This window comes from Streptomyces sp. bgisy159 (assembly GCF_057707805.1).
On the sequence record NZ_JBYIQX010000001.1, the window covers coordinates 271,719 to 289,781 of the forward strand.

Sequence of the window (18,063 nt, forward strand, 5' to 3'; positions counted from 1 at the left end):
GTCCCCTCCCTCAGTCGCCGTGGTCCGGCGTGAACGTGGCGGCCTCCACGGGGATGTCGACCGTCACCGTGCCGGACTCGGCGAAGTGCAGTTCGAGAGACACCTTCTCGCCCTGGCGCGGCTTGCGCCTGAGCTTCTCGAACATCAGGTGGTTCCCGCCGCTCTCCAGCACCAGCCGGCCGTGCGCCGGCACGTCCAGGGCGTCGACCTGCTTCATCGCGCCGCCCTGCGTGGTGTGCAGGGTGACGCTGCCCGCCACGTCGCTGGTGGCGGACGTCAGCTCGTCCCGCTTCCCGCCGTCGTTGGTGACGGTGAGGAAGCCGGCGGCCATGGAGTCGGAGACCGGCTCGGGCATGTAGGCGGAGCCTATGGACAGGTCCGGGGTCCCGTCGTCCGGCGAGCCGCAGCCGGTGAGCCCCAGGGCGCCGGCCAGCAGGGCGGCCGGCAGGGCGAGCCGCCTCACGGGTTCTCCCCCTTGATCAGCCGGGGCAGGTCCGCGGTGTAGTCGTCGACGGTGGCCTCCTCGGTGAACAGGACATAGCCCTGGTCGGTCTTCGGGGAGAAGGCGATGACCTGGGTGCCGTGGGTGGAGACCAGCTTGCCGTTCTTGTCCTTGTGGGGCGGCTCGATGGCGATGCCGACGGTGCGGGCGGCGGCCTGGATGGTGGCGAAGTCGCCGGTCAGGCCGATGAACTCGGTGTCCATGTTCTTCAGCCACTTGCCGAGTTCCGCCGCGGTGTCCCGCTGCGGGTCGGTGGTGACGAACACGACGCGCAGCCGGTCCTGCTCGGCCTTCGGCAGCTGCTTCTTGGCGATGGCGATGTTGCTCATCGTCAGCGGGCACACGTCGGGGCAGTTGGTGTAGCCGAAGTACAGCAGGGTCGGCCGGCCCTGGGTCGCGGCCCGCAGGTCGTAGCTCTTGCCCCGGGTGTCGGTCAGCACCAGGTCGGGCTTGGTGAACGGCTGGTCGAGCACGATCGCGGCCGGGCGCGCGGTGGTGTCGGCGGAGACGGCGGCCACCGGGCTGCCGGTGTCCGTCCCGGTGCCGCAGGCGGAAAGGGTGAGGGCGGCGGCGGCCAGCAGCGCGGCCGCGGCGAACGTCTTCTTGCGCATGGAGAAATGTCCCAGAAAGTGAGGACCCGGCGCGTACCGGGGCACACACGCGTGCGCGTGCGTCCGCCCCGGTACGCGCGGGAGGCGGGAGCGTCAGGCGTCGGAGGCGGTCCGACGGCGGCCGGCGAGCACGCCGTACGCCACACCGGCGACACCGATCACGATGCCCACGATGCCGAGGACCCGGGCGGTGGTGTCGCTGGAGTCGGCCGGCTCGGCGACCTCGGCCGTCGCACCGGCGGTCTTGGCGTCGGCGGAGCCACCGGACTCCTTCGAAGCGGCCTTGGCGTCGGCGGCCGAGCCGTGGCCGTCCGCGGCGGCGGACAGCGCCAGCACCGGCGCCGGGTTGTCCGGCTCCTCGGCACCCTTCTGCGGCACCTCGATCCAGCGCACGACCTCCTTGTTGGAATACGTCTGAATCGCCTTGAAGACGAGTTCGTCCGTGTCCTCGGGCAGCGCGCCCACGGAGACCGGGAACTGCTGGATGAAGCCGGGCTGGATGCCCTGGCCGTCAGCGGTCCAGGTGACCTTGGTGACGGCCTCGGAGATCTTCCGCCCGTGCACCTCCAGCGGCTCGGCCAGCTTGCCCTTGGTGATCTCGATCTTCCAGCCGTCGATCTGCTGGGGCCTGACCGAGGACAGCGGGTGGTCGGCCGGGAAGTTGACCTCCAGCTTGGTGGTCGAGGCGTTGTCGCGCTCGTTGGGCACGCGGAAGTTGACGACCGCGTAGCCGCCCTTGGCGGCGGTGCCCTCCGGCTGCACGGTGACATGGGCGAAGGCCGGCGCGGACAGGGCGAGCACGGCGGTGCCGGCGGCAGCGGCGACGGCGACGAGACGGGAAGCCTTCATGGCGGGAAACACTCCACGGTGGGTGAGTTCGGGTGAGGCGCGCGTGCGGGAATCCGGCACGCGCGTGTGCCGCACGACGGCGGCCACCCTCCTCGGGGAGGTGCCGGGCGCGTCAGGCGGCGAGGACGACGCGGGCGGCGGGCGGGCCGCGCCGTATCACCGTGTGCTGGAGGTCACCGAGGGCCGGCCGGTGCGGCGGCGCGAACAGCGCGGTGGGCCTGGGGCCCGTCACCGGCGCGGACGCCGGCCCCGCGAGCAGCAGGCGCACGAGCGCCAGCGCGCCGCGCAGCGACCGGACGAGCGCCACCTCGGCGACGTCCTGCGCCGACAGGTCCAGCAGCCGCAGGACCGCCAGGTCGCCGCGGCGCAGCAGCCAGCCGGTGGCGACGGCCGCGAGGACGTGGCCGAGCACCATCGGCAGGGAGGGCACCAGATGGGAGCAGCCCCCGGCGATCAGGTCGCCGGAGTGCGCCACCGCGTCGCCGCCCCGGAGGCTGTCGTACACGCGCGCGTCGACGAGGATGCGCTCGGCCTGTGCCGGATCGAGCGCGCTCGCGGGGGTGCCGCACAGCAGCCGGGCGGCCTGCGCCACGAGCGAGGCGTCGGACGAGGGTCCCGGTACGGCCGTGACGGTGGCCGAGGCGGTCTGCTGCCCCAGCCCGAACAGCACGTGCAGCAGGGTCTGCCCGAGCGCCAGCGGCACCACGATGCCCGGCAGGGACCGGGCGCGCCCGGCGAGCGGTGCCACGACCGCGAAGACCGCGAGGAAGCCGGTGCCCAGCGTCCACAGCGGGAGCGCGGCGCAGGAGGCCAGGGAGTGCCCGGCCCCGGCCAGCACGACACAGACCGCGGCGAACACCGCGGCCCGCAGCAGCCGGAGGTCCGCTCCGGTGCGCGCCGTGCGCTGGTGGGGGTCGGTCATGGCGGGCCCATCATCCCACTGGCCCGACGGCGTCCCGACGGCAGGGCCGTCTCGTTCCGGCCGGATCCGAGCCGGACCGCTCCGCGGCGAAGATCACCTCACCGAAGGGAAGATCACCTTCTGGTGTGAGTGGTGCGGATGCACACCACATACACCGTTTGATGCGTCCGGCGCATCCCCCATATGGGCGGCATCACGTCCAATCCGTGCTTACACAGGGGTTCCTACGGCAATACGTAAGAGGTATGTCGAGCCGCGGCCGGGAGGCTGGAGCATGAGCATCTGGTGGTCACTGCACCTGCGGCGCGACGCCGCGAGCGTGCCGCTCGCCCGACGCCTGCTGATCGGCGCCATGGAGACGGCGGGCGTGGACCCCGACATCTCCTACGACCTGTCCGTGGCCCTCAGCGAGGCCTGTGCCAACGCGGTCGAGCACGGCGGCGGCGCGGCGTTCGGGGCGGGGTCGGAGGCCTACCGGGTCACCGCGTACCTGGACGGCGAGATGTGCCGGATCGAGGTCGCCGACGCCGGGCCGGGGTTCACCCGGGACACCGACGTCCGCCCGGTCCGCGCGGACGCCGAGCACGGCCGCGGTCTCTACCTCATCAGCGAACTCGCCGACCATGTCCACATCGGCGGCGAACCGGGGCAGGGCGGCGCGGTGGTCAGCTTCGACAAGATCCTCAAGTGGCGGGAGGACGCGCCGCTGGTGGCCGTGTGACGGCCGGGCCGCCGGCCGTGTGACAGCGGCCACGGCTCACAGGCTCGCCAGCAGGTCGCCGAGGGGAGCAGGGACGCCCGCGGTGTCGAGGGCGTCGACCAGGAGGTGGCCGTAGCGGATCTTGCGGCCCTTCTTCGTGCCGAGGAAGCGGCGCATCTGCTGCTGCGGGGTACGGCCCCGCTGCGCGGGCTGGCGCAGGAAGGTCTGCCAGGCCTGGAGATCACCCTCCGCGCGGACGACCTCCTCGACGCGGGGCACGCCGAGCGCACGGACGAGTTCGTCCTCCAGGTCCGACACGCACACGAAGAACTCCCGGCGCGGCGCGCGGGCCCGCTCCAGCGCGCGGTCGTAGAAGCCCCGCTCGCCCTCGTCGCACAGCCCGGTCAGCCGCAGGCCCAGGCCGGGCGGCCCGAGCAGTCCGGCGAACCGGCCGACGCTCATCGCCCCGCCCATCGGCATCACGCACACCCCCTCCGCGGACAGGTCGCGGCCGTGGCGCGCGGCCAGCGTCTCGACGGCCGCGAGGTCACTCGGGCCCTCCAGCAGCACCGCGGTCCGTACGTCCAGCCGCGCGGCTAGCTCCCGAGCGGGCTCGCCCGGTCCCCCCGCCGCCCACCTGGTGACCGCGTCCCGGAGCGCTCCCATATCCGCCATGCAGCGATTCTGCTCCCACCCAGCCACTGGGAGCACGACCTTTTCCCCGGGGCGCACACACCCTGCGCCCCCGCCGGTCACAGACGGCTGCCAGTCGCTGCCCAGGCCGGTCACGGCCGGCGGTTCTAGCGTCGCGGCATGACGGGAGAGAGGGGAGCCGGAGTGGTCGGCGGGCTCGGCGATGTCGTGGGGCGGGGGCCCGGGGCGGCCGGGGACGGGATGCTCGCCCGGGCCGCCGTCGCGGCACTCACCGCCCAGCTGGCGCTGGCGCCCAAGCCGGGGCTGCCGGATCCGCGGGATCTCGCCGCGCGGGCCGGCCGGCCGGACCACGGCACGCTGCGCTGGTCCGCGAAGGCGCTCGAACCGGGGTTCGCCGCGATGGCGGCCGCCGCCCGCCGCGCGGGGCAGCCGACGCCGGGGCTGCGGGCCCGAGCTGGGCGCGGTCGGGCGGTGTGCCGAACACGTGGTGGGGCTGGCCGGCGGCGGGCACCGGGGCGCGCTGTGGACGCTCGGCCTGCTGGTCGCGGCGGCGGCCCTGGAGCCCGGCGCGCGAGGCGCCGACGTCACGGACGCCGCCCGGCGCATCGCCGCGCACCCGGACCGGTCCGCGCCCCGGCGCCCCTCGCGCGGCTCCACGATGTCCGCGCGCTACGGCGCCGCAGGCGCGCGCGGTGAGGCGCGCGCCGGGTTCCCGCACGTGCGCCGGGCGCTCACGGCGCTCGTGGAGGCGCGCACAGCGGGCGCGACGGAGCCCGAGGCCCGCCTGGACGCCCTGCTCACCGTGGTGTCCACCCTCCAGGACACCGAACTCCTCCACACCGCCGGTCCACGGGGCCTGCGGCACGTTCAGTCCGGCGCCCGCGAGGTCCTGGCGGCGGGTGGTACCGCAACCCCGGCCGGCCGGGCGGCCCTGACCGCCCTCGACGCCGACCTGCACGCGCGCGCGTGGAGCCCTCGGGGCAGCGCGGGCCTGCTGGCGGGCGCCCTGTTCCTGGACGCCCTCCCCGACGTCATCCCACCCGCACCGGCCGGCTGACCCCGCCCTGTGACGTCCGGCCGGCGGCCCACCGTGCCGCCGGCCCCATCGCGTACGACGCCGCGACCGTCACCGCGCCGAGCAGCAGCCATCCGGGCGGCCCCCACTCCACCAGCAGCGAGGTCAGCACCAGCGGCCCCAGCGTGCGCGCCACGGCCACCCCGGTGCCGAAGAACCCCTGGTACTCGCCCACCCGAGCGGCCGGAGCCAGCGCGAAGGACAGCTGCCACGCCCCCGCCGACTGGCCCATCTCCGCGACCACCTGGAACACCGCCCCCACCACCAGCAACGCCACCGACGTCCACAGCCCGGCCCCCGCCGACAGCGCGAACGCCCCGCACGCGGCACACATCACCCATCCCGCACGCCACAGCGCCCGCGTGGCCGAGCCCAGGCCGTCCACCCCGCGCGCCGCCCCATGGCGACGGTGGCGCCCTCCAGCACCCGGGTGAGCAGCGCCAGGCCCTGCACGTACCCCGAGGTGATCACGATCCGCTCCGGCGATGCGATCACCCCTCGCGCGCGCCCCGGGTAACCGGACAGCGCCGTGCGCAGCTCCACCCGCCCGCGCGGGTCGTCGTAGGCGTACGCGAGCGAGGGCGCCTTGGAGATGGCGTGCCGCAGCGCCCGCGACCAGGCGGCGGCGGGGAACGCGCCGACGTCCGGGCTCCCGGGCCGCAGATCGAACCGGGGCGCACGCGCGCGTACGCCGGTCTCGTCCGGCCCGGTGGCGACGGACGGCACCGCGGCCACCCGCGTTCCCGACCCCTGCCGAGCGGTCAGGTACCCCCCGGCGACCAGCTGGTCGTACGCGGCCTTCACGGTGTTGCGGGAGACCCCCAGCTCCTCCGCGAGCTTCCGCGTCGCGGGCAGCCGCTCGCCGGGAGCCGGCCGCCCTCGCCGGACGGCGTCGCGCAGGGCACGTTCGAGCCCGGCACGGCGCCCTTCACCGGTGTCCGCGTCGAGATGGAGGTCCACCGACCGCCGATCAGCTCGCGGTCGCCCTGAGGCCCGCCATCCAGGCCTCGACCTCGTCGGACCGCCGGGGAAGCCCCGCCGACAGGTTCCGGTTGCCGTCCTCCGTCACCAGGATGTCGTCCTCGATCCGCACCCCGATCCCCCGGTACTCCTCGGGCACGGTCAGGTCGTCGGCCTGGAAGTACAGCCCGGGCTCGACGGTGAGCACCATCCCCGGCTCCAGCACCCCGTCCACGTACGTCTCGGTCCGCGCGGCGGCGCAGTCGTGGACGTCCATGCCGAGCATGTGCCCGGTCCCGTGCAGCGTCCACCGGCGCTGCAGCCCCAGCTCCAGCACCCGCTCGACGGGGCCCTCGACGAGCCCCCACTCCACGAGCCTCTCGGTCAGCACCCGCTGGGCCGCGTCATGGAAGTCCCGGTACTTCCCGCCCGGCTGCACCGCCGCGATGCCGGCCTCCTGGGCGTCGTACACGGCGTCGTAGATCTTCTTCTGGATCTCGCTGAACCGGCCGTTGACCGGCAGCGTGCGGGTGACGTCGGCCGTGTAGTAGGTGTGCGTCTCGACGCCCGCGTCCAGCAGCAGCAGGTCGCCGGAGCGCACGGGCCCGTCGTTGCGCACCCAGTGCAGCGTGCAGGCGTGCGGTCCGGCGGCGGCGATGGTGCCGTAGCCGACGTCGTTGCCCTCCACGCGCGCGCGGAGGAAGAACGTGCCCTCGACGTAGCGCTCGGAGGTGGCCTCGGCCTTGTCCAGCACGCGGACGACGTCCTCGAAGCCGCGCACCGTGGAGTCGACGGCCTTCTGCAGCTCGCCGATCTCGAAGCCGTCCTTGACCAGCCGCGCCTCGGAGAGGAAGACCCGCAGCTCCTCGTCCCGCTCGGCGGTGACCTTGTCGGTGAGCGCGGTCTCGATCCCGGCGTCGTACCCGCGTACGACCCGCACCGGGCCGGTGGCCTCGCGCAGCTTGTCCGCCAGCTCGCGCACATCCGAGGCGGGGATGCCGTAGAGCCGCTCGGCCTCGCCCAGCGAGTGCCTGCGCCCCACCCACAGCTCGCCCTGGCCGGAGAGCCAGAACTCTCCGTTCTCCCGGTCGGAGCGCGGCAGCAGGTAGATCGTCGCGGTGTGGCCGTCGCCCTTGGGCTCCAGCACCAGGACACCGTCCTCGGTCTGGTTGCCGGTGAGGTACGCGTACTCGACGGACGCGCGGAAGGCGTACTCCGTGTCGTTGGAGCGGGTCTTCAGGTTCCCCGCGGGGATCACCAGGCGCTCGCCCGGGAAGCGCGCCGACAGCGCGGCCCGCCGCGCGGCGGTCTCGGTGGCCTGGGCGATCGGCCGCAGGTCGCGCAGCTCGGTGTCGGCCCAGCCCGACTTCATGTTCTCGGCAAGCTCGTCGGACACGCCCGGGTACAGGCCGTTCTTCCGCTGCTTGATGGGCTCTTCCTCAGAGGTCTCCGGGGTCTCCGGGAACTCTTCAGCCACGGTCATCCTCCTCGATAGGGCGCTGGACCCCGTCCATCGTACGGTCGCACGGAAGGGGGCCCAGAGGCGGAGGAACCATTACAGGGTGATCGGGCACACCTGGTATGGCCGTGCCCCGAGACGCGTTATGGCAGGTCAGTACGGGCGACGGGGGCGGGCCCTCAGTCGAAGCGCGCCGCCAGCAGCACCACGTCCTCGGCGCTGTCGGCCCGGTCCAGCCCGTCCGGCAGCACGGTGCGCAGCACATGGTCGGCGAGCGCGTCCGGATCCTGGCGGACGCCCTTGGGCGCACCCGCGGCCGCCGCGTGCAGCCGGGCGAACGCCCGGTCGGTGGGGTCGCCGGTCCGCTGCAGCAGCCCGTCGGTGTACAGCAGGATCGTCTCGCCCGGTTCCGCGGCCAGTTCCACGCTCGGTGCCTCCCAGCACGCGAGCATGCCCAGCGGCGCCGACACGGACGTCTCCACGAACTCGGTGCGCCGCGCCCCCACCAGCAGCGGCGGGCAGTGCCCGGCCCCGGCGAGGGTGATTTTGCGCAGTGCGGGCTCGCAGTACGCGAACAGCGCGGTCGCCGACCGGGCCGGCTCGGTCAGCCGCAGCAGCAGCTCCAGGTCGGACAGGACCGCGACCGGGTCCTCGCCCTCCATCACGGCGTAGGCGCGCAGGGAGGCCCGCAGCCGGCCCATCGCGGCGACCGCGCTCGGTCCGGCGCCGGTGACCGAGCCGACCGCGAGACCGAGCGCCGCGTCCGGCAGGGGCAGCGCGTCGTACCAGTCGCCGCCGCCGCGCGGGCCGGTGCGGTGCCGGGCCGCCAGCTGGACCCCGGCCACCCGGGGCAGCCGGGCGGGCAGCAGTTCCTCGGCGATCGTCGCCATGCACGCGCGCGTGTGCTCGACCTCGCGCAGCCGGCCCAGGTGCTCGGCGGCGTACCGGACGTACAGACCGACCAGGTGGCGTTGGCGTTCCACCGGCTCGGCGGGCTCGTCGTACAGCCACACGGCGGCGCCGAGGCGCCCGGTGGACCGGCCGGCGAGGGGCAGGGCGTAGCTCGCGGCGTAGCCGAGGCGGGCGGCGACCTCACGCTGGCGCGGGTCGAGGCCGTCCTCGGCGAACAGGTCGGGCTGGGCGATGGCCCCCTCGCCGCCGGGCAGCCCGTCCAGGATCCGCCCGTACGACAGCGCGCTGCGCGGCACGGTCTCGATCTGGCCGAGGTCGGCGCGGCCGAGGCCGAGGCCGATGGTGGTGTCCGGGCCGAGGCCGTCGGCGGGCTCCAGGACGACGAGGCCGCGCTGGGCGCCGACCAGGGAGGCGCCGGCGCGCAGCACCTCCTGAAGGGCGTCGGACAGGGAGTCGGTGCGGGCGAGGCGCTCGGTCAGCTCGTGCAGGGTGGTGAGGTCCGAGACCCAGCCGGCGAGGCGGTCCTGGAGCAGCGCGCCGGGGGCGTTCGGCGCGGGGACGGATGCGGTTCCCGTGGCCGTGGGCGCGGGCGCGACAGTGTGTGCGGGCGAGGGAACCGTCGAATCGATTCCGGCCACTTTCGGAGGGTGAGGGGCGTTCATGGCGTCCGGCTCTCGGACCGGCGCGTTTTGCTCAAAAGCATCGCAAACCCCCATGTGATTCTGCGCCGCCAGCAGTGTCTCCACATGTACACGCACTCGTGAGGGGATGTCCAGCATTGTCCTGCGAGGATTCCTGGTGTCCGTGGGCAGCGGGAGCACTTGTCGTACGGCCCTTGCGCAATGGCAAAGTTGGCTTGAAACTGCCTCGGGTGAGGCCTTATTGCGGTCGACTGGCCTTGCTCCACGGAGCGTCACAGCGGTCGTGATGGGTACGTACTCGGAGAAGGCCAGGGGCGGTTGACGTTCGCCCGGAACCTGGTGACGGACCCGGGCGTCATAGCCACCGACGACCGTGCCCCATCCTCCCGCGGCGGAGTCGGAAGAAATACGCGCGACGGCAAAACGCCAGACTTCGCCACCCTGCGCCACGCCCATGCTTTTGATAGACGCGTATGGACGGGGCCGCGGCAGAGGCAGCCAACGCTCGACCCATAGGGGTTCTCCCTGTCCGTGACAGGGGTGTGATGCGCCAACAGGTACGCACAGTGAAGTGATCGACACATGGTGTGATGTGGCCCACGGTGTTGCCAGCGGTGCAACGGAAAGGAACGAGCGCTCATGCGCGAGATCCTCAGAAGGCGACGCAGGCTCCTGCGCGGTGACGGGAAGCCTGAGTTGATCAGCGCGGCCCTGACCTATGCGACGGAATGGCGATGGCCCGTGCTCCCGGGCGTGGCGGCGGACCCGCAGGGCCGCTCCCGCTGCGGCTGCCCGGACCCGGAATGCACGGTGCCCGGCGCTCATCCCTTCGACCCCGGCCTGCTCGCGGCGACCACCGACGCCCGCATGGTGCGCTGGTGGTGGACCAACCGGCCGACGGCTCCGATCGTCCTGGCCACCGGTGGCACGGCGCCCTGCGCCGTCAGCCTCCCCGCCGCCCCGGCCTCCCGCGCGCTCGTGGCGCTGGACCGCCGGGGCCTGCGCCTCGGTCCGGTGGTGGCCGCGCCGACCCGCTGGTCCATCCTGGTCAAGCCGTACTCCATGGAGCAGTTGGGCGAACTGCTGTACGCCAAGGACTTCGTCCCCGGCTCGCTGCGCTTCCACGGCGAGGGCGGCTATCTCGCCCTGCCGCCCTCCGAGACCGGCCAGGGTGGCGTCCGCTGGGAGCGCGCCCCGCTGCCCGGCTCGGCCTCGCCCTGGGTGCCCGATGTGGAGGCCGTGGTGGACGCGGTCGTCGACGCCCTCACTCGTACGGGTGTGAGCGCGCCCGAGTTGTAGGGCTGTCCGGCGCGCGCGGGCGGGGGGCGCGGGCCGGCTGGCTATCGTCCGCCTATGCACCCTCGTCTGCCGGTCCTGCCGGCCGTGGTGGTCCTGGCCGTCGTGGCGGTCCTCGTACCGCTGGCGGCGGCGTCCCCCGTACCGGCGGACGCCGCGGGCGCGGGTCCTGCCGTCCGGACCCTCAGGGTGCCCTCCGGCTCCACCGCACTCGCGTCCGGCGGCGGGGTCTCCCCGGCGACCGATGCCGGGGCGGCCCCGGTGCCGGGCGGCGCCCCGCCGGATTCCGGCGACCGGGCGCGGGCGGCCGGTGGCCCGTCGGCCGACGGCACGGCGTCCCGCCCCGGACCCGGCCGCACCTCCGTCACGCCGGGCCTCGGTCCGGTGACCGCTATGCCGGGCCTCGGTCCGGTGACCGCCATGCCGGGTCCCGGTCCGGTGACCGCTGCCCGCTGCGGCCCCGAACTCACTTCGCCCGACGGCGTCGAGGCGCAGACCTGTGTGCTCATCCGGGGCGGCGAGACCTGGGCCCGGACCTACTATCGCAACGCCACCGGCCGCCCCCTCGACGCCGCGCTGGCCCTCCTGGCGCCCGGTGGACGCACGGTGCAGATGTGGTGCGTGGTGAGCGCCGACGAACGAACCGGCGAGCTGTGAGACCCCCCGAGAGCCGACGCGGGGAGCGCCGGAGCGGTACTCGGCGGTGACGGAGTTCGCCGACCCGGGCGCAGACACCCCGCTGCTGCTGCGTACAGGGAGCAACTCTGCGCCGGATGCGCGCAGTTGACATCCGGACCCGCTCTGTACACCGGCCCGGGCACGGAAAAACCCGGTTGCTGGCGACGGGGGATGCACCAGCAACCGGGCTACTGAAAAGGTAACAAGAGATCGGCCTCAGGCAAATTCGATCCCGCGTTTTCCGTCGGCTTTCCGGACACCCGCTGAGCGGCGCTTTCTGGCTCCGACTCACCTTGTGCGCCCGGGAGTTGTGAGCGGAGTCACCCCACCCGGTGCCTCCGGAGCGGATCAGCTGAGGGTGACCTGCCGATTGGTCAGACCCCCGCGCGCCCGGCGCTCGTCGGGCGTCAGCGGCGCCTGTGACGCCAGCGCGGCGGAAAGACGCTCCGCGAACTCGGCGGCGGGCTTCTCGATGTCGTCCGCAGACACCCCGGTCGGCAGGTCCCAGACCGGCACGGTCAGGCCGTGCGCCCGGAAGGAACCCACCAGGCGGGTGCCCTCGCCGAGGCCGGACCGCCCCGCCGCGTGCAGCCGCGCGAGAGCGTCCAGAAGTCGCTCCTCGGGGTGCGGCATGACCCAGCGCAGGTGGTTCTTCTCCGTGGTCTCGCACCAGTACGCGGCGTCCACACCGGCCAGTTTGACCGTCGGGATCGCGGCTGCGTTGGCCCGCTCCAGGGAAGCCGCCACCTCCGGCGACGCGTTCTCCGAGTCCGGCACCCAGAACTCGAAACCACTGTGCACGACCGGCTCGAAAACGCCCTCCGGGTCGAGCAGGTCCTGCAGCCGGGGACCGTCGGCGGGTGCCCGGCGCGCCTGCACCGGCGTGCCCGGCTCGGCGGTGAGGGCGCGCTGCAGCGTGTCGGCGAGGTCGCGGCTGATGTCGCCGGACGAGGTGTCGTTCTGCAGGCCGAGCAGGACCGAGCCGTCGTCGCGGCGCAGCGCCGGCCAGGCCATCGGCAGGACGGTGGCGAGGGTGACCGAGGGGACGCCCTCGGGCAGGCCCTCCTTGAGCGGCAGTTCGGCCGTGGCCGCCGGGACCAGCTCGCGCATGGCCACCCAGTCGCACTCGCCCGGCAGCCCCTCGAACGGACGCTGCACCAGCTCGGTCACCGCGTGCGCGGCCGCCCGCCCGTGGCACGCCTTGTAGCGCCGGCCGCTTCCGCAGGGGCAGGGCTCACGGGCGCCGACGACCGGGATCTCTCCGTCCGTGGTCCGCGGCCGCTGGGCCTTGGTCTGGGATCGCTTCTTGGCCATCTGGGTGTCTCCCGGGTACGGCTCGTCTGGTACGCCGGGAGCCTAGCCGCTCGAACGGAAGCCCACCGGTACCCGTGGCGGAGCCGCCCCCGGCCGGGTCTCGGCCGAGGCGGGGTGCGGGGTTCGGGCCGAAGCCGTGGTGCGGGGCTGCCGAGGCGCCGGCCGGGTGTCGGCCGCGGCCGAAGCGGGGCCGGCCGGGGCGTCAGCCGAGGTCTCGGTCGAGGTCCTCGAAGGCCTCCGCGAAGTCGAGCCCGGGTATGGACACCACCGGTGGAGCGGTGATCCGGGAGGCGAAGTCGTCGCGGCGGCGGACGGCGTCCCGGTCGTGCACGTCCCCGTGGACGACGACCCACACCGTGACCTCGCCGTGGATGTCGTCCCGGACGCCCCAGTCGGCCGCGAGTGCCGTGACGATGTTCAGTCCACGGCCGCCGTGCGCGGTGACGGACGGGGTGGCCGGGGCGGGGCGGGTCGGACCCCCGCCGTCGGTCACTTCCACGACCAGCCGGCCGCCCGGGTCCACGCGCCATGCGGCCCGGACGTCACCGTCGCCGGCCAGGGCACCGCCCAGCGGTCGGCCGTGTTTGCACGCGTTGCTCAAGAGTTCGGACAGGATCAGTACGGCATCGTCGACGACCGTTTCCGGGACCCCGCCGCCGCACAGCTGCGCGCGCATACGGCGTCTCGCTTCCCCCACGCCCGCAGGGCCATGGGGAACGGCCATGCTCGACGACGTGGGCACCTCCTGTGCCACCACCAACGCCACCCCCGAGACCTCCTTCGCCCCACGCCACGGTGTGGATGCCCCATTGGCCTGTACCGGAAACCGGCCAATCCATGTCCGGTGACGCGTTCGAAACGATCGAACACGGAGCGAACGCGCCGGAGCACACCCCGTGAGGGCGTGGCGGGATTTCGATGACCTGGCCGAAAGCCGTGGGTACGGAGAATGCTGTAGAGCCTCTGTGAGGGTCAAGAGGTATGCGTGGGACTTGAGTGCGCTTTTGGGACTTCTGTGATTTCGGGTGACGGAGTGTGCCGAGTCATACGCGGAGCTGATGCGTGGAGACCCCGCGCGGAGCCGGCACGGTACGGGGCGGGCGCGAAGCTGCGTCCGGAACGCGGAGCCGGCACGGTGCGGGTCACGCGCCGAGCTGATGCAGTACCGCGCGTGGCCGGTTGGTGATGATCGCATCCACGCCGAGCTCGGCGCAGAGCGCCACGTCCTCGGGTTCGTTCACCGTCCAGACGTGGACCTGGTGGCCGTTCTCCTTCAGCCGCTCCACGTACGCCGGGTGGTGGCGCACGATCCGGATGGACGGGCCCGCGATGCCGACCCCGGCCGGCAGCCGCCCGTCCCGCAGCCGGGGCGAGACGAACTGCATCAGATAGACCGTCGGCAGCGTCGGCGCGGCGGCCCGCACGCGGTGCAGCGAACGAGCCGAGAAGCTCATGATCCGGACGGGGGACCCGGCGGGAGTCGCGGGCGCGTCCAGGCCGAACCTCTTCAGCAGAACCAGCAGCCGCTCCTCGACCTGCCCGGCCCACCGCGTGGGGTGCTTGGTCTCGATGGCCAGTTCCACGCGCCGCCCGGCGTCGGCGACCAGCTCCAGCAGCCGCTCCAGGGTCAGGACGGAGGTGTGTTCCTCGGCCTCGGGCCGGACCTCCCAGTCGGGCTCCTCGTCTCGCGTACGGACCGCCTCCCGGGCCTTCCACGAGCCGAAGTCCAGCGCGGTGAGGTCGGCCAGCTCCAGCGCGGAGACGGCGCCGCGGCCGTTGGAGGTGCGGTTGACGCGCCGGTCGTGCACACAGACGAGATGGCCGTCGGCGGTCAGGCGCACATCGCACTCCAGCGCGTCCGCGCCGTCCTCGATCGCCTTCCGGTACGCGGCCAGGGTGTGCTCGGGCGCGTCCTCGGAGGCACCTCGGTGAGCGACGACCTGAATGGGGTACTGCTGCCGTGCGTGGGTCACCGCGTCATGGTGCCACTCGTGAGATGTTCCTAAGAAGCAGACAGAATGCCCGTAATGTCCCTTATAAGGACTGGCTTCACCCCCATGGCCACGGCTTATGGTGCTCTGACGGCCCGTGGGAAAAGCTGAGGCGTTGGTAGGCGACAGGCGTGAACAGGCGTGAGCGGCGCGGCCCAGTGCGACCGACGAGAACAGCCGTGGATCGAGGAGAAGAGCTGTGAGCACCGAGAACGAGGGCACCGAGGTACCCCCGGCCCCGTCTGCACCCCCCGTGCCGGTGGAATCTCCCGCGGTCACGGCACGGACGGACGAGACCGTGACGCGGTCCGGCATCGGCCCCGAGGGTCCGCACGCGCCCCGGACGCCGGAGACCACTGACGCGCCGACCGGCGCGACCGAGCCCAGTTCGGCGGCCCCGGCCACCCCCGCCCCGTCCGCCGCCGAGGCGAACTGGCCGCCGCCCAGCCCGCCGCAGCACCCGGCCCCGGGGGCGCCCCAGGGCGCCGGGCCGGACACGTCGAGCGCTCCCGCGTACGGCGCCGCGCCCGCCCCGCACCACGGGGCCCCGGCCGCCGGCTACGGGGAGACGGCGCACGGCGGTGCGCCGACCGCGGGTGGCGCCTGGCCGCCTCCGCCGGCCGCCACGCCGTCGTACTCCGACGCGGGCCACGGCGGCCACGCGGACGGCGGCTGGGGCGGCGGAGTCCCCTACCCCCAGCAGCCCGCGCCGAAGAAGAAGTCGGGCCGGGGCGGACTGATCGCCGGGGTCCTGGTGGCCGCCCTCCTCGCGGGCGGCCTGGGCGGCGGCCTCGGCTACGCGCTCGCCAAGCACGACGACAGCAGCTCCACCACCGTCTCCGCCTCCGACACCGGCGGCTCGGTCAAGCGTGACCCGGGCACGGTCGCCGCGGTCGCGGCGACGGCACTGCCGAGCACGGTCACCATCGAGGCCGAGTCCAGCAGCGGCGGGGGTGGCACCGGCACCGGCTTCGTCTTCGACACCGAGGGCCACATCGTCACCAACAACCACGTCGTCGCGGACGCCGTCGACGGCGGCAAGCTGACGGCGACGTTCCCCGACGGCAAGAAGTACGCCGCGGAGGTCGTCGGCCACGCGCAGGGCTACGACGTGGCGGTGATCAAGCTCAAGAACGCGCCGTCGGACCTCAAACCGCTCCCGCTCGGCGACTCCGACAAGGTGGCCGTCGGTGACTCCACCATCGCGATCGGCGCGCCCTTCGGCCTGTCCAACACGGTGACCACCGGCATCATCAGCGCCAAGAACCGCCCGGTGGCCTCCAGCGACGGCAGTGGCAGCAACGCCTCCTACATGAGTGCGCTGCAGACGGACGCGTCGATCAACCCCGGCAACTCCGGCGGCCCCCTGCTGGACGCGCACGGCAACGTGATCGGCATCAACTCCGCGATCCAGTCGACGGGCGGCGGCGGCTTCGGCGGCTCCGGCCAGTCAGGCTCGATCGGCCTGGGCTTCGCCATCCCGATCAACCAGGCCAAGTACGTCGCCCAGCAGCTGATCAAGACGGGCAAGCCGGTGTACGCCAAGATCGGCGCGTCGGTCACGCTGGACGAGTCGGGCGACGGCGCGAAGATCACCGAGCAGGGTGCGGGCGGCTCCGCCGCGGTCGAGCCGGGCGGCCCCGCCGACCGGGCCGGCCTCAAGCCGGGCGACGTCATCACCAAGTTCGACGACACGGTCATCGACAGCGGTCCGACCCTGATCGGCGAGATCTGGACCCACAAGCCGGGCGACAAGGTCACGCTCACCTACGAGCGCGACGGCAAGACCCACACGGTCGACGTGGTCCTCGGCTCCCGCACCGGCGACAGCTGACCAACGCCGGCCGCCGCCCACCCGCGCGCGTGGGCGGCGGCCGATGCCGCAGGGCCGGGGCGACATTCCCCTTCGCCCGCCCCGCGCGCCTGGGCGGCGTCCGGACCCGGGCCGCGCGCGGACGTGACCGCAGCCCGCAGCGCTGTTCCCCGCAGCGGACGTGCCCCGGGCCCCACTTGGGCGACGGGCTCGGCAGCGGTCGGCACCACCCCCTCGCGGCGGCGCACTGCGGGTCCAGTGGGGAGCACAGGCCTCACACACCGCCGGAGGCCGGTACTCTGTAGCCGTTCCGCCCCTGGTGGGCGGGGCACGGGTGGGTTGCCCGAGCGGCCTAAGGGAACGGTCTTGAAAACCGTCGTGGCGCGAGTCACCGTGGGTTCAAATCCCACACCCACCGCGGACTGCACCGCTCGTGCATGTCGTCAAGGGCGCTCCTCGTCGTAGGGGCGCCCTTCGTGTGTCCGGCGCTCACCGGCCAGGGGTGTGGACGTGGCCTCGCGTGAACCGTTCCGCCGACGCCACGGTCGAGGAGGCCTCGTGGTGGGTGAGGCCGGTGTGGCGGGCGGCGGTGAGGAGGGCGGGGGTGAGGGCCGGGCCGAGGCCGGTCTCGTAGGCGCGGCAAGCGGCCCAGAAGAGGCGGGTGTTGCGTTGGCCCTCGCGGGCGGCGAGGACGAACCGGACGAGGCCCTGCCCGTGTGCGCCCCCGGTGTACGCGGGCGCGGGACGGGGCGCGGGGGGCGGTGGGAGCAGCAGCCGCAGGAGGGCGCGCGGGCAGGGTGCCGGCGGGAGGCTCTCGGTGCCGGGGGCCGTGGTGTAGGTGCCGTGGGCGGTGCGGGAACCGGGGCCGACCAGGTAGCCGCCGGCTCCGCGGACGTCGATGCCGGGGGCGAGCCGCCCGGCCGAGTTGGGGATCACGGCCTCGGGCGGGCCGGTGAGCCAGAGGTGCCGGCCTCCGGAGGGGGTCAGTACGACGACCGTCGGCGGGATCGTGAACCGGTGACGCCGGGCCAGCGCGCGCAGGGCGGCCGGGGCGTCCGTGCCGGTCTTGGTGTCGAGATCGAGGCCGATGAGGTGGTGCGGGGGCAGTCCGCAGGCGATGCCGTACCCGGTGGCCCAGGGGGCGGCGGCGAACATCGCGCGGATGCGGGCGGGGTCGGTGGAGGCGTCGTACACGCCGTGGCCGAAGCGGCCGCACTCCCCCCGGCAGGGCGGGGCGGCGGGGGCCGGGGCGCGGCCGGGGGGCCGCGGCTCGCCGCGGTGCGGGGAGCGCAGAGCGGGGAGTTTGGTACGGGACAGGGGGATGACGGCCAGACCGTGCTCGGCGGCCGACAGCGCGTGGGCCAGGGCGAGGGCGGCGGCCTGGCGGGGGTGCCGGGGGCTCGTCGGCGCCGGTGCCCTCGGGCCGCCCGAGGCCTCAGGGGCCCCATGCGTCGCTGGTGTCCCAGCGCTCCCGCGGGTCCGGGAAGGCCGGTCGCTGGTGGCCATGCTTCATTTTCGTACGGATATTCGAATGCGGGAAGGGGGGTGAAGGTCCGGCGCGCCCGGATCGGTCAGGTTGGCCGGAAAAGTGCGGGAACGATTCGTCTCCTGTGTCGTCTGTCGGGTCAGCTCGTGCGACGCGCCCGGGGCGCAGGTGGCGTCCGGGAAAGGTGGTGAAGGGGGTTT

16 protein-coding genes, 1 tRNA gene and 2 pseudogenes are annotated in these 18,063 nt (G+C 73.8%); 6 read left to right on the top strand and 13 right to left on the bottom strand.

Translation table 11 applies throughout. From position 1 onward, the window contains the following. Positions 1-10: 10 nt before the first annotated feature. The 4 genes from AC3ET3_RS01265 to AC3ET3_RS01280 all read right to left on the bottom strand — a co-directional run bounded on the left by AC3ET3_RS01265 (position 11) and on the right by AC3ET3_RS01280 (position 2,884). The gene (locus AC3ET3_RS01265) at positions 11-463 is read right to left on the bottom strand and encodes a copper chaperone PCu(A)C (RefSeq protein WP_432136614.1); all 453 of its coding nucleotides are present in this window, start codon (positions 461-463) and stop codon (positions 11-13) included. Continuing rightward, complete coding sequence (locus AC3ET3_RS01270; protein WP_432156526.1) at positions 460-1,113, bottom strand: SCO family protein; 654 nt, start codon at positions 1,111-1,113, stop codon at positions 460-462. The genes AC3ET3_RS01265 and AC3ET3_RS01270 overlap by 4 nt, the downstream gene beginning before the upstream one ends. A gap of 93 nt (positions 1,114-1,206) precedes the next feature. Continuing rightward, a complete protein-coding gene (locus tag AC3ET3_RS01275) occupies positions 1,207-1,962 on the bottom strand; it encodes a YcnI family copper-binding membrane protein (RefSeq protein WP_435611467.1) in 756 nt (251 codons plus the stop codon). A 112-nt stretch (positions 1,963-2,074) separates the two neighbouring features. Next, entirely contained in the window at positions 2,075-2,884 is an 810-nt protein-coding gene (locus tag AC3ET3_RS01280; RefSeq protein WP_435611468.1) for a hypothetical protein, read from the bottom strand. Between the two features lie 274 nt (positions 2,885-3,158). On the opposite strand from AC3ET3_RS01280, the gene AC3ET3_RS01285 reads away from it, so the two are divergent. Continuing rightward, positions 3,159-3,605 carry an ATP-binding protein gene (locus AC3ET3_RS01285; RefSeq protein WP_432136618.1) on the top strand — a complete coding sequence of 149 codons (447 nt, stop codon included), beginning with the start codon at positions 3,159-3,161 and terminating at the stop codon, positions 3,603-3,605. A 36-nt stretch (positions 3,606-3,641) separates the two neighbouring features. Here the strand turns inward: AC3ET3_RS01285 and AC3ET3_RS01290 are convergent, their stop codons facing one another. Then, positions 3,642-4,259, bottom strand: a complete 618-nt coding sequence (locus AC3ET3_RS01290; RefSeq protein WP_432136619.1) for a TOPRIM nucleotidyl transferase/hydrolase domain-containing protein — start codon at positions 4,257-4,259, stop codon at positions 3,642-3,644. 219 nt (positions 4,260-4,478) lie between these two features. On the opposite strand from AC3ET3_RS01290, the pseudogene AC3ET3_RS01295 reads away from it, so the two are divergent. Beyond that, positions 4,479-5,295 (top strand): annotated as a pseudogene (locus AC3ET3_RS01295) (triphosphoribosyl-dephospho-CoA synthase). On the opposite strand, the gene AC3ET3_RS01300 reads toward AC3ET3_RS01295, so the two are convergent. The 4 genes and pseudogenes from AC3ET3_RS01300 to AC3ET3_RS01315 form a co-directional block, all read right to left on the bottom strand. Next, a complete protein-coding gene (locus AC3ET3_RS01300) occupies positions 5,270-5,647 on the bottom strand; it encodes an MFS transporter (RefSeq protein ID WP_435611469.1) in 378 nt (125 codons plus the stop codon). The pseudogene AC3ET3_RS01295 and the gene AC3ET3_RS01300 overlap by 26 nt on opposite strands. A 65-nt stretch (positions 5,648-5,712) precedes the next feature. Beyond that, positions 5,713-6,273: pseudogene (locus tag AC3ET3_RS01305) on the bottom strand (GntR family transcriptional regulator); the annotation flags it as partial. 10 nt (positions 6,274-6,283) lie between these two features. Then, complete coding sequence (locus tag AC3ET3_RS01310) at positions 6,284-7,756, bottom strand: aminopeptidase P family protein (RefSeq protein WP_432156524.1); 1,473 nt, start codon at positions 7,754-7,756, stop codon at positions 6,284-6,286. A gap of 155 nt (positions 7,757-7,911) precedes the next feature. Continuing rightward, complete coding sequence (locus AC3ET3_RS01315) at positions 7,912-9,423, bottom strand: PP2C family protein-serine/threonine phosphatase (protein WP_435611470.1); 1,512 nt, start codon at positions 9,421-9,423, stop codon at positions 7,912-7,914. A gap of 501 nt (positions 9,424-9,924) precedes the next feature. Between AC3ET3_RS01315 and AC3ET3_RS01320 the strand changes: the two genes are divergently transcribed. Together AC3ET3_RS01320 and AC3ET3_RS01325 are read left to right on the top strand one after the other, a co-directional pair. Then, positions 9,925-10,584, top strand: coding sequence for a bifunctional DNA primase/polymerase (locus tag AC3ET3_RS01320; RefSeq protein WP_432136623.1), 660 nt, complete (start codon positions 9,925-9,927; stop codon positions 10,582-10,584). A gap of 54 nt (positions 10,585-10,638) precedes the next feature. Further along, positions 10,639-11,238, top strand: a complete 600-nt coding sequence (locus tag AC3ET3_RS01325) for a hypothetical protein (protein ID WP_435611471.1) — start codon at positions 10,639-10,641, stop codon at positions 11,236-11,238. 369 nt (positions 11,239-11,607) lie between these two features. Here the strand turns inward: AC3ET3_RS01325 and AC3ET3_RS01330 are convergent, their stop codons facing one another. The 3 genes from AC3ET3_RS01330 to AC3ET3_RS01340 all read right to left on the bottom strand — a co-directional run bounded on the left by AC3ET3_RS01330 (position 11,608) and on the right by AC3ET3_RS01340 (position 14,546). Continuing rightward, positions 11,608-12,573: a DUF5926 family protein gene (locus AC3ET3_RS01330; protein WP_432136625.1), complete on the bottom strand. Its 966-nt coding sequence runs from the start codon at positions 12,571-12,573 to the stop codon at positions 11,608-11,610. Positions 12,574-12,775: 202 nt separating this feature from the next. Further along, positions 12,776-13,339, bottom strand: coding sequence for an ATP-binding protein (locus AC3ET3_RS01335; protein WP_435611472.1), 564 nt, complete (start codon positions 13,337-13,339; stop codon positions 12,776-12,778). Positions 13,340-13,715: 376 nt separating this feature from the next. Further along, the gene (locus AC3ET3_RS01340) at positions 13,716-14,546 is read right to left on the bottom strand and encodes a glycerophosphodiester phosphodiesterase (RefSeq protein ID WP_435611473.1); all 831 of its coding nucleotides are present in this window, start codon (positions 14,544-14,546) and stop codon (positions 13,716-13,718) included. A gap of 217 nt (positions 14,547-14,763) precedes the next feature. On the opposite strand from AC3ET3_RS01340, the gene AC3ET3_RS01345 reads away from it, so the two are divergent. After that, positions 14,764-16,398 (top strand): S1C family serine protease, encoded by a 1,635-nt coding sequence (locus AC3ET3_RS01345; RefSeq protein ID WP_435611474.1) that lies wholly within the window; start codon positions 14,764-14,766, stop codon positions 16,396-16,398. Positions 16,399-16,710: 312 nt separating this feature from the next. Beyond that, positions 16,711-16,795: transfer RNA gene (locus AC3ET3_RS01350), tRNA-Ser, on the top strand. Positions 16,796-16,866: 71 nt separating this feature from the next. Here AC3ET3_RS01350 and AC3ET3_RS01355 read toward each other — a convergent pair. Then, entirely contained in the window at positions 16,867-17,883 is a 1,017-nt protein-coding gene (locus AC3ET3_RS01355) for a bifunctional DNA primase/polymerase (RefSeq protein ID WP_432136629.1), read from the bottom strand. Positions 17,884-18,063 lie beyond the last annotated feature (180 nt).

Bases quoted from the DNA above. Each gene is read 5' to 3' on its own strand.
- AC3ET3_RS01270 (WP_432156526.1), bottom strand. From the start codon at position 1,113: ATGCGCAAGAAGACGTTCGCCGCGGCCGCGCTGCTGGCCGCCGCCGCC.
- AC3ET3_RS01275 (WP_435611467.1), bottom strand. From the start codon at position 1,962: ATGAAGGCTTCCCGTCTCGTCGCCGTCGCCGCTGCCGCCGGCACCGCC.
- AC3ET3_RS01280 (WP_435611468.1), bottom strand. From the start codon at position 2,884: ATGACCGACCCCCACCAGCGCACGGCGCGCACCGGAGCGGACCTCCGG.
- AC3ET3_RS01285 (WP_432136618.1), top strand. From the start codon at position 3,159: ATGAGCATCTGGTGGTCACTGCACCTGCGGCGCGACGCCGCGAGCGTG.
- AC3ET3_RS01290 (WP_432136619.1), bottom strand. From the start codon at position 4,259: ATGGCGGATATGGGAGCGCTCCGGGACGCGGTCACCAGGTGGGCGGCG.
- AC3ET3_RS01300 (WP_435611469.1), bottom strand. From the start codon at position 5,647: ATGTGTGCCGCGTGCGGGGCGTTCGCGCTGTCGGCGGGGGCCGGGCTG.
- AC3ET3_RS01310 (WP_432156524.1), bottom strand. From the start codon at position 7,756: ATGACCGTGGCTGAAGAGTTCCCGGAGACCCCGGAGACCTCTGAGGAA.
- AC3ET3_RS01315 (WP_435611470.1), bottom strand. From the start codon at position 9,423: ATGCTGGACATCCCCTCACGAGTGCGTGTACATGTGGAGACACTGCTG.
- AC3ET3_RS01320 (WP_432136623.1), top strand. From the start codon at position 9,925: ATGCGCGAGATCCTCAGAAGGCGACGCAGGCTCCTGCGCGGTGACGGG.
- AC3ET3_RS01325 (WP_435611471.1), top strand. From the start codon at position 10,639: ATGCACCCTCGTCTGCCGGTCCTGCCGGCCGTGGTGGTCCTGGCCGTC.
- AC3ET3_RS01330 (WP_432136625.1), bottom strand. From the start codon at position 12,573: ATGGCCAAGAAGCGATCCCAGACCAAGGCCCAGCGGCCGCGGACCACG.
- AC3ET3_RS01355 (WP_432136629.1), bottom strand. From the start codon at position 17,883: ATGGCCACCAGCGACCGGCCTTCCCGGACCCGCGGGAGCGCTGGGACA.